Below are 15,131 nucleotides of genomic sequence, written 5' to 3'. Positions count from 1 at the left end.
AGAATATAGCGGTAACATTAGCCGCAGATTTAAGGAGATCTTTATGGCCAACGTACTGATCATCGGCGCCGGCGGTGTCGGCCAGGTGGTTGCGCACAAGTGCGCACAGGTTGCTGAGGTATTTGAAAATATCACCCTGGCAAGCCGCACCAAAAGCAAGTGCGACAAGGTTGCCGCTATGCTGCCGCGCAAAATCAACACCGCTGAAGTAGATGCGGACAATGTGCCTGAATTGGTAAAGCTGATCGAAAAAGTGAAGCCGGACCTGGTCATCAATGTGGCCCTGCCCTACCAGGATCTGCATATTATGGATGCCTGCCTGGAAACCGGCGTGCACTACCTGGATACCGCCAATTACGAGCCGCCGGAAGAGGCCAAGTTCGAGTACAAGTGGCAGTGGGCCTACCAGGAGAAATTTGAGAAAGCCGGCCTGATGGCACTACTGGGCAGCGGCTTCGATCCCGGTGTCACCAGTGTATTTACCGCCTACGCCAAGAAGCATCACTTCGATCGCATCCACACCCTGGATATTCTCGACTGTAATGCCGGCGACCACGGCCTGCCGTTCGCCACCAACTTCAACCCGGAAATTAATATCCGCGAGATCACCGCCAACGGTCGCTACTGGGAAAATGGCCAGTGGGTTACCACCAAGCCGATGGAAGAGAAGCGCGTATTCAACTTCCCTGAAGGCATTGGCGATAAGGACATCTACCTGCTCTACCACGAAGAGCTGGAATCCCTGTCCAAGCACTTCCCGGAAATTGAGCGCGCGCGTTTCTGGATGACCTTTGGCGAGAGCTACCTGAAACACCTGGAAGTTCTGCAGAACGTCGGAATGACTGGCATTGAGCCGGTGGAATTCCAAGGCCAGCAAATTGTACCTATCCAGTTCCTTAAAGAGCTGCTGCCAGATCCCGCCAGCCTCGGCCCGCTGACCAAGGGCAAGACCTGCATCGGCAACATTATTCGGGGCACCAAAGACGGCGAAGAGAAAATCTACTACGTCTACAACACCTGCGACCACCAGGACTGCTACCAGGAAGTTCAATCCCAGGCGATCTCCTACACCACCGGCGTACCGGCCATGATCGGTGCCAAGATGATGCTGGAAGGCAAGTGGATGAAGCCCGGCGTGTGGAATATGGAGCAGATGGACCCGGATCCCTTTATGGATGACCTGAACAAGTACGGCCTGCCCTGGCAGGAAACCTGGTTGGATAAGCCCTTCCAGTAAATCGCTTCTTTCCCGACCTAGCGGGGCGGACTCCAGTGCCCGCCCCGCCGCACCAGGATATAACGCACCATGGACCTCACTCCCCCCGTTGACTATTTCGGCAGCTTCGATCCCTACCGCGTTCCCTCTCCCTGTTTTGTGATCGATGAAATTGCCCTGCGCAATAATTTGGCACTGCTCGCCGATGTACAGGAACGCAGCGGTGCCAAGGTACTGGCAGCGCTCAAGGCCTTTTCCATGTTCAGCACCGGGCCCATCGTGGCTGAATATCTATCCGGGACCTGTGCCAGTGGCCTGCACGAAGCCAAACTGGGGTTCGAAGAGTACGGCGGTCGCGACAAAGGCAAGGAAGTTCATGTCTTCAGTGCCGCTTACAAGGATGAGGAACTACGGGAAATACTGCAATTTGCCCACCATGTAATTTTCAATTCCTTCTCCCAGTGGAAGAGTTTTCGGGAGTTGTGCCTGGATATGCAACAGCAGCGGCCAGAGCTGCGTTTTGGCCTGCGTATCAACCCCGAGCACTCCGAGGGCCACACCGATCTCTACGACCCCTGCGCCCCTTGTTCGCGCCTGGGCATCGTGCGCTCGCTGTTTGAAGGAGAGTCCCTCGAAGGCATCAGTGGCCTGCACTTCCACACGTTATGTGAACAGGATTTCAAACCTCTGCAGCGCACAATCGCTGCCGTGGAGGAGAAGTTTGGCGATCTGATACCACAAATGGAGTGGATTAATTTCGGCGGCGGCCACCATATTACTCGCCGGGATTACCAGGTGGATGAGCTGGTCGAAGCGGTGCGCAGCTTTTCCGACAAGCACAATGTACAGGTCTACCTGGAACCCGGTGAGGCCATCTCCCTGTTCGCAGGAGTCCTTGTGGCTGAAGTAGTGGATATCGCCTGGAATGGTGAAAACCAAGCCATCCTCGACGCCTCTGCCACCTGCCATATGCCCGATGTGCTGGAAATGCCCTACCGACCGGAAATTACCGGTGCCGCTCGCCCCGGTGACTTACCCCACACCTATCGCCTGGGCGGACAGAGTTGCCTGGCCGGCGACAGCATCGGCGAATACAGTTTCAGTCAACCACTGCGGATTGGCGAGCGACTGGTGTTCGAGGAAATGGCCTACTACACCATGGTGAAAACCAATACTTTTAACGGTATCCCCCTACCGGCTATCGCCCTGTGGAATTCGGATACCGACGACCTGAAGATGATCAAAACTTTCGGCTACGAAGATTTTAAGGAACGCCTCTCCTAAACAGTGCCGATAGAGATAGATGCGGCAGGCAATGAGTTATTGCCTCCGCCAGAGGACCAGTAGATGTTGTCAGAAAACGAATACCCCATTTTTCTCGGCTCCGAAATCGAGCAGCCGAAGCCGGAAGACGCCCTCTTTCACATTATCCCCATCCCCTATGAGGAAACCGTCTCCTACGGTGGCGGCACCGGCAAGGGCCCGGCCTCCATCCTGGAAGCATCCTGGCAACTGGAAACTTTTGACAACTTCTCCAACCCCTGTGACCTGGGCATCTACACCCGCTCGCCGGTCTCGGTTTCCGGCCCTGCAGAACAGGTGATGGAGAATATCGCCGCAGCCACCAAAGAAGTGTTGGCGCTTGGCAAGATGCCGGTGGGTATCGGCGGTGAGCATTCGGTGACCTGGGGTATTATCAAAGGGCTACTGGACGCCGGTGAAACCGATTTTGGCGTGGTGCAGATCGATGCCCACGCCGACCTTCGCGATCGCTATGAGGGCCACAAACACAGCCACGCCAGCGTGATGCGTCTAGTGGTAGAAGCCGGTGTTCCCCTATTTCAGCTGGGTATCCGCGCCTATTGCGAAGAGGAAGTTCAAGCCCGCAAGGACCACAACGTGGGCTATCTGGATGCCCACCAACTGGTGCCCAACAATGTGCAGGAATTCCAGTTACCGGAGAATTTCCCCAAGAAAGTCTTCTTTACACTGGACGTGGACGGTATGGACCCATCGGTCTTCCCTTCCACCGGCACCCCGGTACCCGGTGGTCTCGGCTGGTACCAGACCCTCAACTTATTCGAATCCGTTGCGCGACAAAGAGAGATTATCGGCTTCGATCTGCTGGAATTTGCACCGATCGAGGGCTTTCACGCCTATGATTTTGCCGCCGCACAGCTGATGTATAAGCTGATGGGAATCATTCAGCGCAACCGCTGACCACTGATCCAGCCTCCGGCACTTTGACAATTCTTAACCAATTAACCTGTCTTTAATGTCAGGATAAGGGTTAGTATGTCAAATGTGAGTAATCACTTCGCTGGAGAGACTGTGAATAAACTGAATGTCGTAATTGGCGCCAGTGCGTTCCTGGCGCTGGCCGCTTTTGCCTTTAGCCCACCGGCCGATGCGCGCGGTTATGAGCGCGGGGGAGATCATCGCCACCACCACCGTGGCGGTGTTTATCGCGGACCACGTGTTTCGATCGGATTTGTTGCGCCCGTACTACCCGTTGGCCATGTGCGTGTCGCAGTTGGCGGACGTCCCTTTTACTACCATGGCGGACACTTCTACCGCCACGGTCCCCGTGGTTACGTCGTTGTCGCCGCCCCTCTGGGCGCCTCGGTAGTCACCCTGCCAACTAGTGCTGTCAGAGTCCATGTAGGCGGAATTACTTATTACCAGTACGCCGATGCCTACTATCAGTGGCACCCGGCTACCCGAACTTATGTCGTGGTAGCACCACCTGCAGTGGCTGTAGCTCCAGCACCCGTGGCTGTTGTTCCAGCGCCTGCGCCGGCTGTCGCCGTTCCTGTTGCAACGGCAGCAGCTTCCGCTACTGTGCCAGCAACCCCGAACCCGGGCCCTGAGGGTTTCCAGCCCGGACAAGTGGTGGAAACCCTACCCAATGGCTACGCCGCTGAAATTATCAATGGCATCCAGTACTACCGCTATGGCGGCAATTACTTTATGCCGACCCAGCGCAATGGCCAGGAAGTCTACGTAGTCGTCAAGCTGTAAGCGCGGCTTCGCTTTCCAGCCCGTGAAAACGGGCAAACTGCCCCAGAGCCCGGTGGTAACTCGCCTCCAGCGAGACACCGGGTTTCTTGTCCCAGTGCAGGGCCTCTACCCGCAATACACCCGCATCCCGATCAGCCTTCAAATCCACCTGCCCCACGAATTGATCGCCGTATAAAATCGGCAGGCAAAAATAGCCATAGCGGCGCTTGGCCGCCGGTACATAGCACTCCAATTGATATTCAAAATCGAACAGCCGGCGCAGGCGTTTGCGCTGCAATATCACTGGGTCGAATGGGGATAACAGGCGCACTTTGCGCGATGGTCGTACTGGCTCCCAGTCCAGGTGCTCGGTGAGCATCAGCTCTTTCCCCCACTGAGTGAGCTCACCGGTTGCCAACATGCGCTTAATTGCCAGCTGGATAAGGGGTTTGTCGTCCCTGCGCAGGTAAGCAATTTCCTCCGCTCGGCCAATCCCCTGGCACCCCAGAAAAGTGCGCACCAGATGGCTACCGTATTCAATTTCCGAGGCAGCATTGGTCGAGATTCTTGCTGGCAGTATCCGCTCCGGGAGATCGAAGACTTTTTGAAAGCCCTCCCGGTGGCTGACCATCAGCTCACCTTCATGAAACAGCTGCTCCAGGGCTTTCTTTTCATCAGACCACTCCCACCATCCACTCTTGGTGCGCACAAAATCACTGGCCCGCAGGGCGCCCTCCTCTCGCACACGATCGAGAACATAGCGACACAGCTTGGCATTCTTTTCAAACCAGTGGCGCTGACCGGCGCGGATACGATCCATACGCACCCGCGCATAGGGGTAGTGGGCCATTGGCAGGTAGGCAGCGGCGTGGGACCAGTACTCGAAAATTTCGCGGCGCTCTTCAGCTTCAGCCAGGTGTGACTCGCGGTAACGGGGCAGGCGATTGTAGAGCTGGTGGTGGTGGGCCCGGGTAATTCGCTGGATAGCATCCAACTGTAGGGCGCCAAGATGTTGCAACAACTCCGACAATCCTTCAGTCCAGGAGCTGTGGATAAATTGGCGTTGCAACACCAGTGCGCGGATCTTTTGCTCGGATAACAAGAAGTGGCTCCCCTAGGCTCGGATATTCGACAGCCGCAAACCTAGCAGAAAGGCTTATTCGCCCTGGTAGTATTCCGGCGCCAGATTATCGAAGCGAGTGTATTTGCCTACAAACGCTGCGCGGCAGGTGCCGATCTCACCGTTACGCTGCTTGCCGATAATCAACTCGGCCATCCCTTTATCCGGGCTGTCCTCGTTGTAGTATTCATCACGGTAGATAAACAGGATCACGTCAGCATCCTGCTCGATCGCCCCGGATTCCCGCAGGTCCGAGTTCATCGGCCGTTTGTTGGGGCGCTGCTCTACTCCCCGGTTGAGCTGCGACAGGGCAATCACCGGGCATTCGTATTCTTTCGCCAGCGCCTTGAGAGAGCGGGAGATCTCGGAGATCTCCTGGGTGCGGCCCTCAGTAGACCCCTTCACCTGCATCAGCTGCAGGTAGTCCACCATAATCATGGCGGGCATACTCTTGGCCTCGGCGTCTTCGCGGCTTAACTTGGGGTTCTCGCGCATCAATTTGTTGATGTGATCGCGCACCGTGCGCTTGGTACGGGCGCGCACCTCACTGGGACTCAGTGCCGGCGTATCATCGATATACAGGGCCTTGCCCTTCATCTTCTGCACGGCGCTGGACAGCTTGGGCCAATCCTCTTCCTGCAGCTTGCCATTCCTGATACGCCCCTGGTCGATACGACCAATAGAGGACAACATCCGCATCACCAGGCTGTCCGAGGGCATCTCCATACTAAAGACCAGAGTCGGGCTCTCCTGGCAGAGCATGGCGCTCTCGATAAAATTCAATGCCAGTGCGGTCTTACCCATGGAGGGACGTGCGGCGAGAATAACCAGTTCGCCCGGCTGCCAGCCGGAGGTGCGCTGGTCCAGTTCGGTAAGACCAGTGCTGATACCGGTGATATCACCCTCGGTCTTGAACAACTCGTCGATGCGCTCGACAGTCTTTTTTAGCAGCGTATCCACGCCGACAAAGCCGCCCTCTTTGGCGCGCCCCTCGGCGATTTCCGCCACGCGGCGCTCAGCCATCTGCAGCAGGTCGGCGGAGGCAAGGCCACCGGGATTAAAACTGGTGCGGCTGATCTCACCTGCGGCGGCGATCAACTGGCGCAGCATGGAGCGCTCACGCACAATCTTGGCGTAGGCGACGATATTCGCTGCGGAGGGAGTGTTTTCGGCCAATTCCGCCAGGTAGGCAGGGCCACCCACTTCACCGAGCAGGTCGCGGCTGGCGAGGCCTTCGGCGAGGGTAACGATATCCAGGGGCTGTTCGCCATTACTCAGCTCGCCCATAACCGCAAAGATCTTGCGGTGACTGGCGCTGAAGAAATCCTCTTCACTCAGCTGTTCGGCAACGGCGTCAATACGGCCCGGGTCCAGCATCAGGCCGCCGAGCACAGACTGCTCCGCCTCTACCGAATGCGGCAGGGGTGAACTCTCTTCGCTGTGGATCTCTTCTTCAGGGGCGGCGTATTCGTCGATCATGGAACTTTACTGGATAGTAAAAACAAAACAGGCGCTGGACCCGATAGGGTGCAGCGCCCGATTGTAGCGCGGCTGGCGCCCGAAGCACCAACCGTTCGTCAGCAAAACCTTACTCGGCTTCGATAACGACTTTAACTGCAGCAATTACGTCGGAGTGCAGCTGTACGTCTACGTCGTACTCGCCCACTTCGCGCAGCGCGCCTTCCGGCAGCTTAACTTCAGCTTTAGCTACTTCAACGCCACCAGCGGAGATCGCTTCAGCGATGTCGCGAGTGCCGATAGAACCGAACAGCTTGCCTTCGTCGCCAGCGTTAGCAGCGATGGTAACAACCAGATCGGCCAGCTTGGTAGCGCGGCTTTCAGCTTCAGCCAGCTTAGCGGCAGCAGCGGCTTCCAGTTCAGCGCGCTTAGCTTCGAACTCAGCAATGTTTGCGGCGGTAGCAGCAATTGCCTTACCAGTCGGCAGCAGGAAATTGCGGCCAAAACCGGCTTTAACATCAACGCGGTCACCCACGTTGCCCAGTTTGCCTACTTTATCGAGCAGAATAACTTCCATCTCGGTTTCCTCAATTTCTGTATTGTGCGGGCGCGCTTATTTGGAAGAGCGTCCGCGAATATCTATCCAGCTATCTACCAGGGCCAGGCCGCAGAGGAAGCCCGCCAGGGGCAGCCCTCCAATCACCAGCATGATGTACATCGCCACCAGGGGACCTACTCCCCAACCGCGACTGGCAACCAGCCAGTGGACCAGGGCAATACCAGCTACCACCATCGGGAACGCAATCACCGCTCCCCAAAATGCGTAGCCTGGGGTTACCAAGCTGACTACCCACAACAACATACTTGTCGCTGACAGCCACAGGGGCAGGCGCAGCTGGTGGAACTCCTGGCGGAAACCGCCGGGGTTGTACAGCAGGGCCTGCCAGTAACGCCCCAGTACCAGAGCCAATGTGGCGCTCATCGCCGATATCAGGCCCAGGTAACCGGTAATTTGCAATTCACCCGAAAATATCTGCTTCAGTTCATCCATTGGAACAGTATTGGGCTGTTCCGCTGCATTCTCGACTGCCTGCAAGAACCCTTGCATCAGTCCTCCACTGAAGAGAGAGGTCAGCAATATGCCTGCTGCTGATGCCGCCGTTACAGCCACCAGGCCAGCGGCCCAGGAGCGACTGCTGCGCAATGCCATGGCGCCGCAAAAAACTGCAACAAAATGGCCTGCGGATATACCAGTCACCAGTGGTGGTACATGACCACTCATACCCATAACGACAATCGGCAACAGAGCCCAGGCCAAAACCATCAGGCCGTCACTGCTGCCTCGGCGCAAACTCACCAGAGCGAGAATTGCCGGGCTTATCAGCGGAATCCCCAACATGGTGAGGATTACCGCCCTGACGCGTCCGCGCATAATAAATTCAGCTACGGCGCGCATATCTAGATAGCTTCTCTATTAATGAGTCTAAGCAAACTGCGGCTTAGGCTTCGTGGCTGTCCGTGTACGGCAGCAGGGCCAGGTAGCGAGCGCGCTTGACCGCAGAGGCCAGCTGACGCTGATACTTGGCTTTGGTACCGGTAATACGGCTAGGAACAATTTTGCCAGTCTCGGAGATGTAGGCTTTCAGGGTATCGAGATCTTTGTAGTCGATACGCTTAACACCTTCAGCGGTGAAACGGCAGAACTTGCGACGACGGAAAAAACGTGCCATCTGATAATCCCCTTACTCTTCGCTTTCAGCGTTATCGGAAGAAGCTTCTGCAGCGTCGGAAGAAGCTTTCTCTTCTCCGGCGCGCTCGCGACGCTCGGTGCGCTCTGCACGGGCAGCTTTGCGCTCACGGCTTTCTTTTTCCGCTTTCATGATCGGGCTCTCTTCAGTGATCGCCTCGTCTTCACGAATTACCAGATTACGGATAACCGCATCGTTGTAACGGAAGTTGGTAGTCAGTTCCTCAAGGGCTTCTTCAGAACATTCTACGTTCATCAGAATGTAGTGAGCCTTGTGGATCTTGTTGATCGGGTAAGCCAGACGGCGACGGCCCCAGTCTTCCAGACGGTGAACCTGTCCACCGCTCTCCTTGATGGACGCAGTGTAGCGCTCCACCATGCCAGGTACCTGCTCGCTCTGGTCCGGGTGAACCAGGAATACAATTTCGTAATGACGCATTTTAGCTCCTTACGGGTTAATCAGCCTCTCGGACAGTCCGATGAGGCAAGGAGTACAACGGGCACGGATAAACCGGGCCCATTGCGGGCGGCGTATTCTAGGCAGTTGTGGGATTGGTTGCAAGTTAACCAGTTACATCAGGCCCTGTGCCTTCGCCTACCCGGTTGCAAGTTGATCAATTACTTCAGCCCAATGCCTTCGCCCACCCGGTTGCAAGCTGATCAAAATGACTACCCTGCCACTCGCCTTGTCTCTGGGATTTGGCGGATTGGGACACAGCACTGCGCGGTCTGGTCATGGGTTTGGCAAGCTGGCTTCGCCTATGATGCCGGACTGTTAAAGGGAGAAGTACCATGCCCCAACAAACCCACCAATTAGAATTTGGCGCCTTCCAGGTACCAGTAACCACAGTACACAACGGCGAAGGCCCCCTGGTATTGGTACTTCCTGCGATGGGCGTACCGGCCAACCGCTACCGCCTGCTTCTGGAAGAGCTGCAAAAGCTCGGTTACAGCACCGCTATCAGCGAGCTGCCCGGCACCGGGGAGAGCCTGCCGCGCCCGCACCGAAATGCCGACTACGGTTACAACGATCTGGTGTTTTCGTTTATCCCGCAGTTAATCCAACTGCTGGAACAGCAATTCCCCCAGGGGCCAGCACTGATTCTCGGCCACAGTATCGGCGGTCAAACCAGCACCCTGGCAGCCCGCGCCGGCCTCACTGGTAACGCCAAGGTTGTCAGCATCGCCTCCGGCCATGTGGACCACCGCAGCTGGAGTGGCCTGCACAAGTACGCCATCCTGCTCTTCGCCTCAATTGCCAGTGTGACCTCAAGCCTGCTGGGTTATTTCCCCGGTGCGCGCATGGGATTCGGCTGGCGCGAAGCGCGCAGGCTGATGAAAGACTGGGCCCGATCCATATTTAGTGGCCGCTTTGCACCGGAGGATCGCTTTGGGCAAATGGAAAAGACAAGACAGCCCACCCTGCATATTGCGCTGGACGGCGACCCCTTCGCCCCTATTCAGGCCGCCCGTAAATTAGCGGCGATCGTCGGCGGTGAAACCCGTGAGATGAAACCCACTTATCCCAAGGGCAACCCTCACCTCAGCTGGATCAAGAATCCCGCCCCCGTAGTTGAGGCGGTACAGCAGTGGCTACATAAAGATCCCGCTCTCAACTGATTTTTCTTTTTCTGTCTTTCCTGTATGGCTAAGAAAGCAATTCACAGCTTTCTTAGCCATGTATTGATAGAACCTGTCCGCTCTACCTTTCTACCACATCGCAGCCAACAATCTTATTTGTCTTTCCGGTTTTCACGGTTCAGTTCCGATTGTGGCCAGTGAACCAATCTCTTGAGCGGTAAAGTCACCACTCAAACGACATCGCTCAAGTAGGTTATCCCGATGAACAACAGCCCATTCAATACCTTCACCAAGTTGCACCAAACTGACGCCCCATTGATCCTGCCAAATGCCTGGGATGCTGCCAGCGCTTTAATCTGCCAAAACACAGGCGCCCAAGCGGTAGGTACCAGCAGTGCCGCCGTCGCCTGGTCACTGGGTTATGCCGATGGCGGCGCGCTACCCGTTGAGGAACACTTGAACGCTATCGCACGGATTGCCCGCGTAACCTCATTACCGCTAACCGTGGATATTGAGGATGGTTACTCCCAAAACCCCGAACAGGTAGCGGAGCTGGCCTGTAAAATGGTCGCGCTGGGAGTTGCAGGCATCAATATTGAAGATGGTAACGACGCCCCCGAATCTCTCGGCGAAAAGATCGGCGCTATTCGCCAAGCACTAAACGGCCGCCCGCTTTTTATTAATGCCCGTACCGATGTTTATCTCAATGCACTCGCCAGCGGTGAACAAGCGATCAATATGTGTATAGAGAGGTTAGAGCTTTATAAAAGTGCCGGAGCTGACTGCGGCTTTGTGCCTGGGCTCTCTTCAGTTGAGGAGGCAAGGAGTCTAGCAGCGGATATCAATCTGCCAATCAATATTATGCTGCTTCCGGGAATAGCCCCTATATCGGAGTTTTTTGCTGCAGGCATAAAGCGCTTTAGTACCGGACCAGCATTATTCCAGTCAGTCTACGGCCATTTAAACAAATCATTAAAACAGCTGGCAGCGGTTAAAATTGACACTAATTTGTTTAGTAAGGCGTTGGACTACGGCACACTGAAATCAGCCTTTATTAAAGAGGCATAGAGAGAGGCAATATAGCCGGGGCATATCGATGCCCGCCTTGTTGCCATCTACGAAAGTTCCGCAGGCAAACCTTTTGAGTGACTCTTATAAAAAAACAAGCATAGACCAGAAAAAATATTGAGATAAGAAAAACCCAACATGAAATTAAAATAAAAAAGTTCAGTAGGGCTCCAGAAAAACCACCACTGCTTAAATAGCTAATACTGGAATGCCCAATAAAGAAATATAAAATAGTTGCTTAGGTGTTAAATTGTAAAGCAATAGTGCTGAAGTGCACTTAATACAAAAGGTGAGTATTGGAAAATCCACGCATTTATTAAGGTAAGAGCCGACAACCAAGACTTGCTTTGATTGACGGCTCAAGATTTACCTACGCTGCAATATCTACCAGGTCAACAAGTGGTATTTACATCAGCGATGGATAAATATTTCTCGCTCTTGCCGATATACTTATCACTTAATAAAAGTCGATACCACTGCTATCACCTCCATTAAGCTCATCGCCCCAGGTTACGACAGACTTGTCGTCTTTTAGCACCACAAAGGCTCCATCACCCCTGGAAGGAATGTAAATTGTAAAATCTTCTACCAATGCAGAAACTGTTAATACACCACTCTCCAGTTGTTCACTAACACTACTGCTATCAGTTCTGCCCCCACCCCAGGTGATTAAAGATCCACTCGTCGTTAATGCCGCAAAGCCCTCATTAAGGGAGTAGACCGCTTCTACATTACCAGTTAACTCAGAGCTGACCTCGCTACTATCGCCTCCAAATTCACTATCCCCCCAGGTGACAACAGAACCATCGGATTTAACAGCAGCAAAAGCACGGCTCGATGCAGAGATGGTATCTACATCACTCACAAGCTGGTCACTCACACTACTGCTATCACCACCCCAGTCAGCATTGCCCCAGGTAACAACCGAACCATCAGATTTCAGGGCAGCAAAAGCCCCGCCACTCCCAAAGACCTCCACAACACCGCTGGCAATTTCTGCACTAACCTCACTGCTATCGCCACCCCAATTACTACCTCCCCAAACCACAGCAGAGCCATCTGACTTGAGTGCGACAAATACTGATCTTGATGAAAAAACAGTTTCCACATCACTGGAGATTTCTGTGCTTACCGCACTACTATCCCCACCAGTGGCAGAAGACCCCCAAGTGACAACCGAACCATCGGACTTGAGTGCGGCAAAAGATGTGCTTGTTGAATAAACAGTATCCACATCACTGGAAATTTCTTCACTTACAGCACTGCTATCGCCTCCGTCAGAAGAATCCCCCCAGGTCACTAAGGAACCATCCGATTTTTGCGCAGCAAAAGCTGATTTAGTTGCATAGACAGCCTCAACTCCACTGGCTAACTGAGCACTAACATCACTGCTATCACCTCCCCAATTACTATCCCCCCAAGTCACAATAGATCCATCAGACTTCAATGCAGCGAATGCCTTCGCGCTTGGATAAACCTTAACGACACCATCCGCCAAGTAGGCACTCACGGAGCTACTGTCCCCACCATAAGTCCCCCCCCAAGTAATAACAGAACCATCAGATTTCAATGCAGCAAAAGCACCCTCTGTAGTAAAAATTTCTACTACACCGCCGGTCAAGTTGGCACTCACCGCATCAAAAGTATGCGCAGCAAAACCGTCATCAGGCCATGACACGACCGAGCCATTATTTTTTAAAGCTACAAAACTAAATGCTGTGGAAACAACCTCACGCACATAGACAAGGTGCTCAATCTCCATTTCCGCAATTTCGCCCTCAAATGAGGCGCTCAGAGTTGCTGAGCCACTCTGCAGGGCGGTAATAAGGCCAAGCTCTACGGTTGCCAAACTGGTTTCACTGATCGACCACTCGGCCTCTTCGGTAACATCCACTGAGGTGTCATCGTTATAGTGGGCCGTGAGATAATATTGATCAAAATTAGTGGAATCCCTACTCATCTGCAAACTTTCAAGAAGGACGGGCAACTCAATATCTACTTCTGAACTCATCCCTTCATAAACTGCTGTTAGGGTGAGTGAGCCTGCTTTCAGTTGTGTGATTACCCCAGCATCAACAGTGGCCAGATTACTATCACTCACAGACCAGTCCGCATCCTCAGTAACATCGGCAGAAGAGTCGTCACTGTAATAGGCCGTTAAGAAATACTGGTATTCATTGGTGCTATCTTGTTCCAGCCCTACACTTTCCAGCGTTACGGTATCTGTCCCACCACTACCACTGCCATCACCATCACTGTTGCCGTTATTACTACTGCTACCCCCTCCGCCACAAGCACTGAGCAGGCCAATAGTGAGCGTGAATAACCCGAAACGTAAAATGTGCAAAATGTGCAAAATGTGCAAATGCCAAGATTGATATTGGCCCGTAACTCCGTTCATATAAACCCCCCTCCAGTAAAGCCGACATAATAAAAAGCCAAGTACCATATAGCAATTCAAATGGCCTTCAAATTACAAATATTTCAGCCGACTCCAAATCTATAAAGGTATTAAAATACGACTCACCAATGAATAAGACCTAATATTATTTAAATAAAAACGAACAAAACATTTAGATACATGAGTACTAATTAAAATGAACCAGACCTAAAACTCGGTGAAGATATACTTATCTTTTCAATCAGCAGACACCCTTAAATCCACTTTTGAGTTTATAGCTCTGCTAGGGATTTTTATCATCAGCAATTGCAACATATCCAATTACTTATATTTAAACTCTCATCGTTCTAAACACTACAAAAAAACGGTTACCTTACAAGACCGATAAAACTTAAATGATCATTCGCGCCAGCAGATCAAGTGGGCTTTAGGTCCAATTATTTAGAGGACACTTCCGCGCTTTAACGGCAACAAGTTAATTGTAACTGGCTTTATGGTTGCTTTGATTAAACAAAGCCATCGAATATGAGAATAAAGCAAAAACCCGATGCTCCATACTAAAACCAAATTATTACTGCAGATTAAAAATATAGCGAAAGCTATTATCGCAGCAACGTTGCAAAACTTTGCTTTTTGCAATTCGATTTAGTGACAGGAAGAATTAGGGGAACTTATCGATAGCCCGTCAGAGGCTATCTGGAAATAACGTTATGGATATAATAAGCACCGACCTGTACGCCCAGAGATAAATTCTCCCCAGCCAGTACAGGTCATACAGGCCCCTTAGCCGTTGCGCTGACGCACAGCCTCAAACAGGCAAACACCCGTGGCAACAGAAACATTTAAGCTACTTACCTCTCCCGCCATAGGAATTTTGATCAAATGATCGCAGTGTTCCCTAGTCAGGCGCCGCAAGCCACTGCCCTCGGCCCCCATAACCAGCGCCAGGGGGCCAGTTAATTGGCTTTGGTATACATCCTGTTTCGCCTCACCGGCTGCGCCATATATCCACACTCCCGCCTGTTGCAGCTGCTGTAATGCGCGAGCCAGGTTAGTCACGGTAACAAAGGGCAATACTTCGGCAGCGCCGCAGGCCACTTTTCGGGCTGTTGGTGTCAGTCCGGCGGATTTATCTTTTGGTGCAATCACCGCATGGACTCCGGCAGCCTCTGCCGAGCGCAGGCAGGCTCCCAGATTATGGGGGTCAGTGACGCCATCCAGCACCAATAAGAAAGGCACTTCGCCGCGCTGATCCAGTTGTTTTAGCAGGTCGAACAGGAATTTTTCATCGTGTACCTTTGTTTTGCCAGAACAGATGGCAACAACACCCTGGTGGTTAGCGCCATCCTCAACCTTTTCATCCAGCGCTCTCCGGTCAATAAAGCGCACAGCAATATCATTTTTTTCCGCCTGCTGGATTATTTTTTGCAGGCGCTGATCCTTGCGGCCACGCAGTAATAGAAGCTCCGATACATTCTGCGGAGAACCTTTTAGGAGGGCCTGCACCGCGTGCAGGCCATAGATAACTTCCTGACTCAAT

Annotated in this window: 14 protein-coding genes; 6 read left to right on the top strand and 8 right to left on the bottom strand. The window is 53.2% G+C overall.

Features of this window, described 5'->3' with window-relative positions:
* The first annotated feature begins 43 nt into the window (after window positions 1-43).
* The 4 genes from ACJJI8_RS07795 (at window position 44) to ACJJI8_RS07780 (ending at window position 4,237) form a co-directional block, all read left to right on the top strand.
* Window positions 44-1,237 carry a saccharopine dehydrogenase family protein gene (locus ACJJI8_RS07795; RefSeq protein ID WP_444934718.1) on the top strand — a complete coding sequence of 398 codons (1,194 nt, stop codon included), beginning with the start codon at window positions 44-46 and terminating at the stop codon, window positions 1,235-1,237.
* Window positions 1,238-1,306: 69 nt separating this feature from the next.
* Window positions 1,307-2,500: a carboxynorspermidine decarboxylase gene (gene nspC / locus ACJJI8_RS07790; RefSeq protein ID WP_444934717.1), complete on the top strand. Its 1,194-nt coding sequence runs from the start codon at window positions 1,307-1,309 to the stop codon at window positions 2,498-2,500.
* 63 nt (window positions 2,501-2,563) lie between these two features.
* Entirely contained in the window at window positions 2,564-3,436 is an 873-nt protein-coding gene (speB, locus tag ACJJI8_RS07785) for an agmatinase (protein ID WP_413664138.1), read from the top strand.
* A 111-nt stretch (window positions 3,437-3,547) separates the two neighbouring features.
* The gene (locus ACJJI8_RS07780; RefSeq protein ID WP_444934716.1) at window positions 3,548-4,237 is read left to right on the top strand and encodes a DUF6515 family protein; all 690 of its coding nucleotides are present in this window, start codon (window positions 3,548-3,550) and stop codon (window positions 4,235-4,237) included.
* Here ACJJI8_RS07780 and ACJJI8_RS07775 read toward each other — a convergent pair.
* The 6 genes from ACJJI8_RS07775 to rpsF form a co-directional block, all read right to left on the bottom strand.
* On the bottom strand, window positions 4,227-5,318 hold the full coding sequence (locus ACJJI8_RS07775; protein ID WP_444934715.1) for a winged helix-turn-helix domain-containing protein: 1,092 nt from the start codon (window positions 5,316-5,318) through the stop codon (window positions 4,227-4,229). The two genes, ACJJI8_RS07780 and ACJJI8_RS07775, sit on opposite strands and share 11 nt — an antisense overlap.
* A gap of 54 nt (window positions 5,319-5,372) precedes the next feature.
* Window positions 5,373-6,815 (bottom strand): replicative DNA helicase, encoded by a 1,443-nt coding sequence (dnaB, locus tag ACJJI8_RS07770; protein ID WP_108731490.1) that lies wholly within the window; start codon window positions 6,813-6,815, stop codon window positions 5,373-5,375.
* A gap of 109 nt (window positions 6,816-6,924) precedes the next feature.
* Window positions 6,925-7,371 (bottom strand): 50S ribosomal protein L9, encoded by a 447-nt coding sequence (gene rplI, locus ACJJI8_RS07765; RefSeq protein WP_282930238.1) that lies wholly within the window; start codon window positions 7,369-7,371, stop codon window positions 6,925-6,927.
* A 36-nt stretch (window positions 7,372-7,407) separates the two neighbouring features.
* Window positions 7,408-8,250: a YybS family protein gene (locus tag ACJJI8_RS07760; RefSeq protein ID WP_413664135.1), complete on the bottom strand. Its 843-nt coding sequence runs from the start codon at window positions 8,248-8,250 to the stop codon at window positions 7,408-7,410.
* 43 nt (window positions 8,251-8,293) lie between these two features.
* On the bottom strand, window positions 8,294-8,524 hold the full coding sequence (rpsR, locus tag ACJJI8_RS07755) for a 30S ribosomal protein S18 (protein WP_108731487.1): 231 nt from the start codon (window positions 8,522-8,524) through the stop codon (window positions 8,294-8,296).
* A 12-nt stretch (window positions 8,525-8,536) separates the two neighbouring features.
* Entirely contained in the window at window positions 8,537-8,980 is a 444-nt protein-coding gene (rpsF, locus tag ACJJI8_RS07750) for a 30S ribosomal protein S6 (RefSeq protein WP_282930240.1), read from the bottom strand.
* 353 nt (window positions 8,981-9,333) lie between these two features.
* On the opposite strand from rpsF, the gene ACJJI8_RS07745 reads away from it, so the two are divergent.
* Both ACJJI8_RS07745 and ACJJI8_RS07740 read left to right on the top strand, forming a co-directional pair.
* Window positions 9,334-10,161: an alpha/beta fold hydrolase gene (locus ACJJI8_RS07745; protein WP_444934714.1), complete on the top strand. Its 828-nt coding sequence runs from the start codon at window positions 9,334-9,336 to the stop codon at window positions 10,159-10,161.
* Between the two features lie 222 nt (window positions 10,162-10,383).
* Window positions 10,384-11,190 carry an isocitrate lyase/PEP mutase family protein gene (locus tag ACJJI8_RS07740; protein ID WP_444934713.1) on the top strand — a complete coding sequence of 269 codons (807 nt, stop codon included), beginning with the start codon at window positions 10,384-10,386 and terminating at the stop codon, window positions 11,188-11,190.
* Window positions 11,191-11,647: 457 nt separating this feature from the next.
* Here the strand turns inward: ACJJI8_RS07740 and ACJJI8_RS07735 are convergent, their stop codons facing one another.
* Complete coding sequence (locus ACJJI8_RS07735) at window positions 11,648-13,591, bottom strand: RCC1 domain-containing protein (RefSeq protein WP_444934712.1); 1,944 nt, start codon at window positions 13,589-13,591, stop codon at window positions 11,648-11,650.
* A 783-nt stretch (window positions 13,592-14,374) separates the two neighbouring features.
* On the bottom strand, window positions 14,375-15,130 hold the full coding sequence (gene rlmB / locus ACJJI8_RS07730; RefSeq protein WP_444934711.1) for a 23S rRNA (guanosine(2251)-2'-O)-methyltransferase RlmB: 756 nt from the start codon (window positions 15,128-15,130) through the stop codon (window positions 14,375-14,377).
* Window position 15,131: the final 1 nt, after the last annotated feature.

Source organism: Microbulbifer maximicatervae (SeqCode) (assembly GCF_052467695.1).
The sequence above is the reverse complement of the archived record's forward strand: the minus strand, read 5'-3'. Positions and strand labels throughout refer to the sequence as shown.

Coding starts and splice junctions, on each gene's coding strand:
- ACJJI8_RS07795 (WP_444934718.1), top strand. CDS start 44: ATGGCCAACGTACTGATCATCGGCGCCGGCGGTGTCGGCCAGGTGGTT.
- dnaB (WP_108731490.1), bottom strand. CDS start 6,815: ATGATCGACGAATACGCCGCCCCTGAAGAAGAGATCCACAGCGAAGAG.
- ACJJI8_RS07760 (WP_413664135.1), bottom strand. CDS start 8,250: ATGCGCGCCGTAGCTGAATTTATTATGCGCGGACGCGTCAGGGCGGTA.
- ACJJI8_RS07740 (WP_444934713.1), top strand. CDS start 10,384: ATGAACAACAGCCCATTCAATACCTTCACCAAGTTGCACCAAACTGAC.
- ACJJI8_RS07745 (WP_444934714.1), top strand. CDS start 9,334: ATGCCCCAACAAACCCACCAATTAGAATTTGGCGCCTTCCAGGTACCA.
- ACJJI8_RS07735 (WP_444934712.1), bottom strand. CDS start 13,591: ATGAACGGAGTTACGGGCCAATATCAATCTTGGCATTTGCACATTTTG.
- rplI (WP_282930238.1), bottom strand. CDS start 7,371: ATGGAAGTTATTCTGCTCGATAAAGTAGGCAAACTGGGCAACGTGGGT.
- nspC (WP_444934717.1), top strand. CDS start 1,307: ATGGACCTCACTCCCCCCGTTGACTATTTCGGCAGCTTCGATCCCTAC.
- rpsF (WP_282930240.1), bottom strand. CDS start 8,980: ATGCGTCATTACGAAATTGTATTCCTGGTTCACCCGGACCAGAGCGAG.
- rpsR (WP_108731487.1), bottom strand. CDS start 8,524: ATGGCACGTTTTTTCCGTCGTCGCAAGTTCTGCCGTTTCACCGCTGAA.
- speB (WP_413664138.1), top strand. CDS start 2,564: ATGTTGTCAGAAAACGAATACCCCATTTTTCTCGGCTCCGAAATCGAG.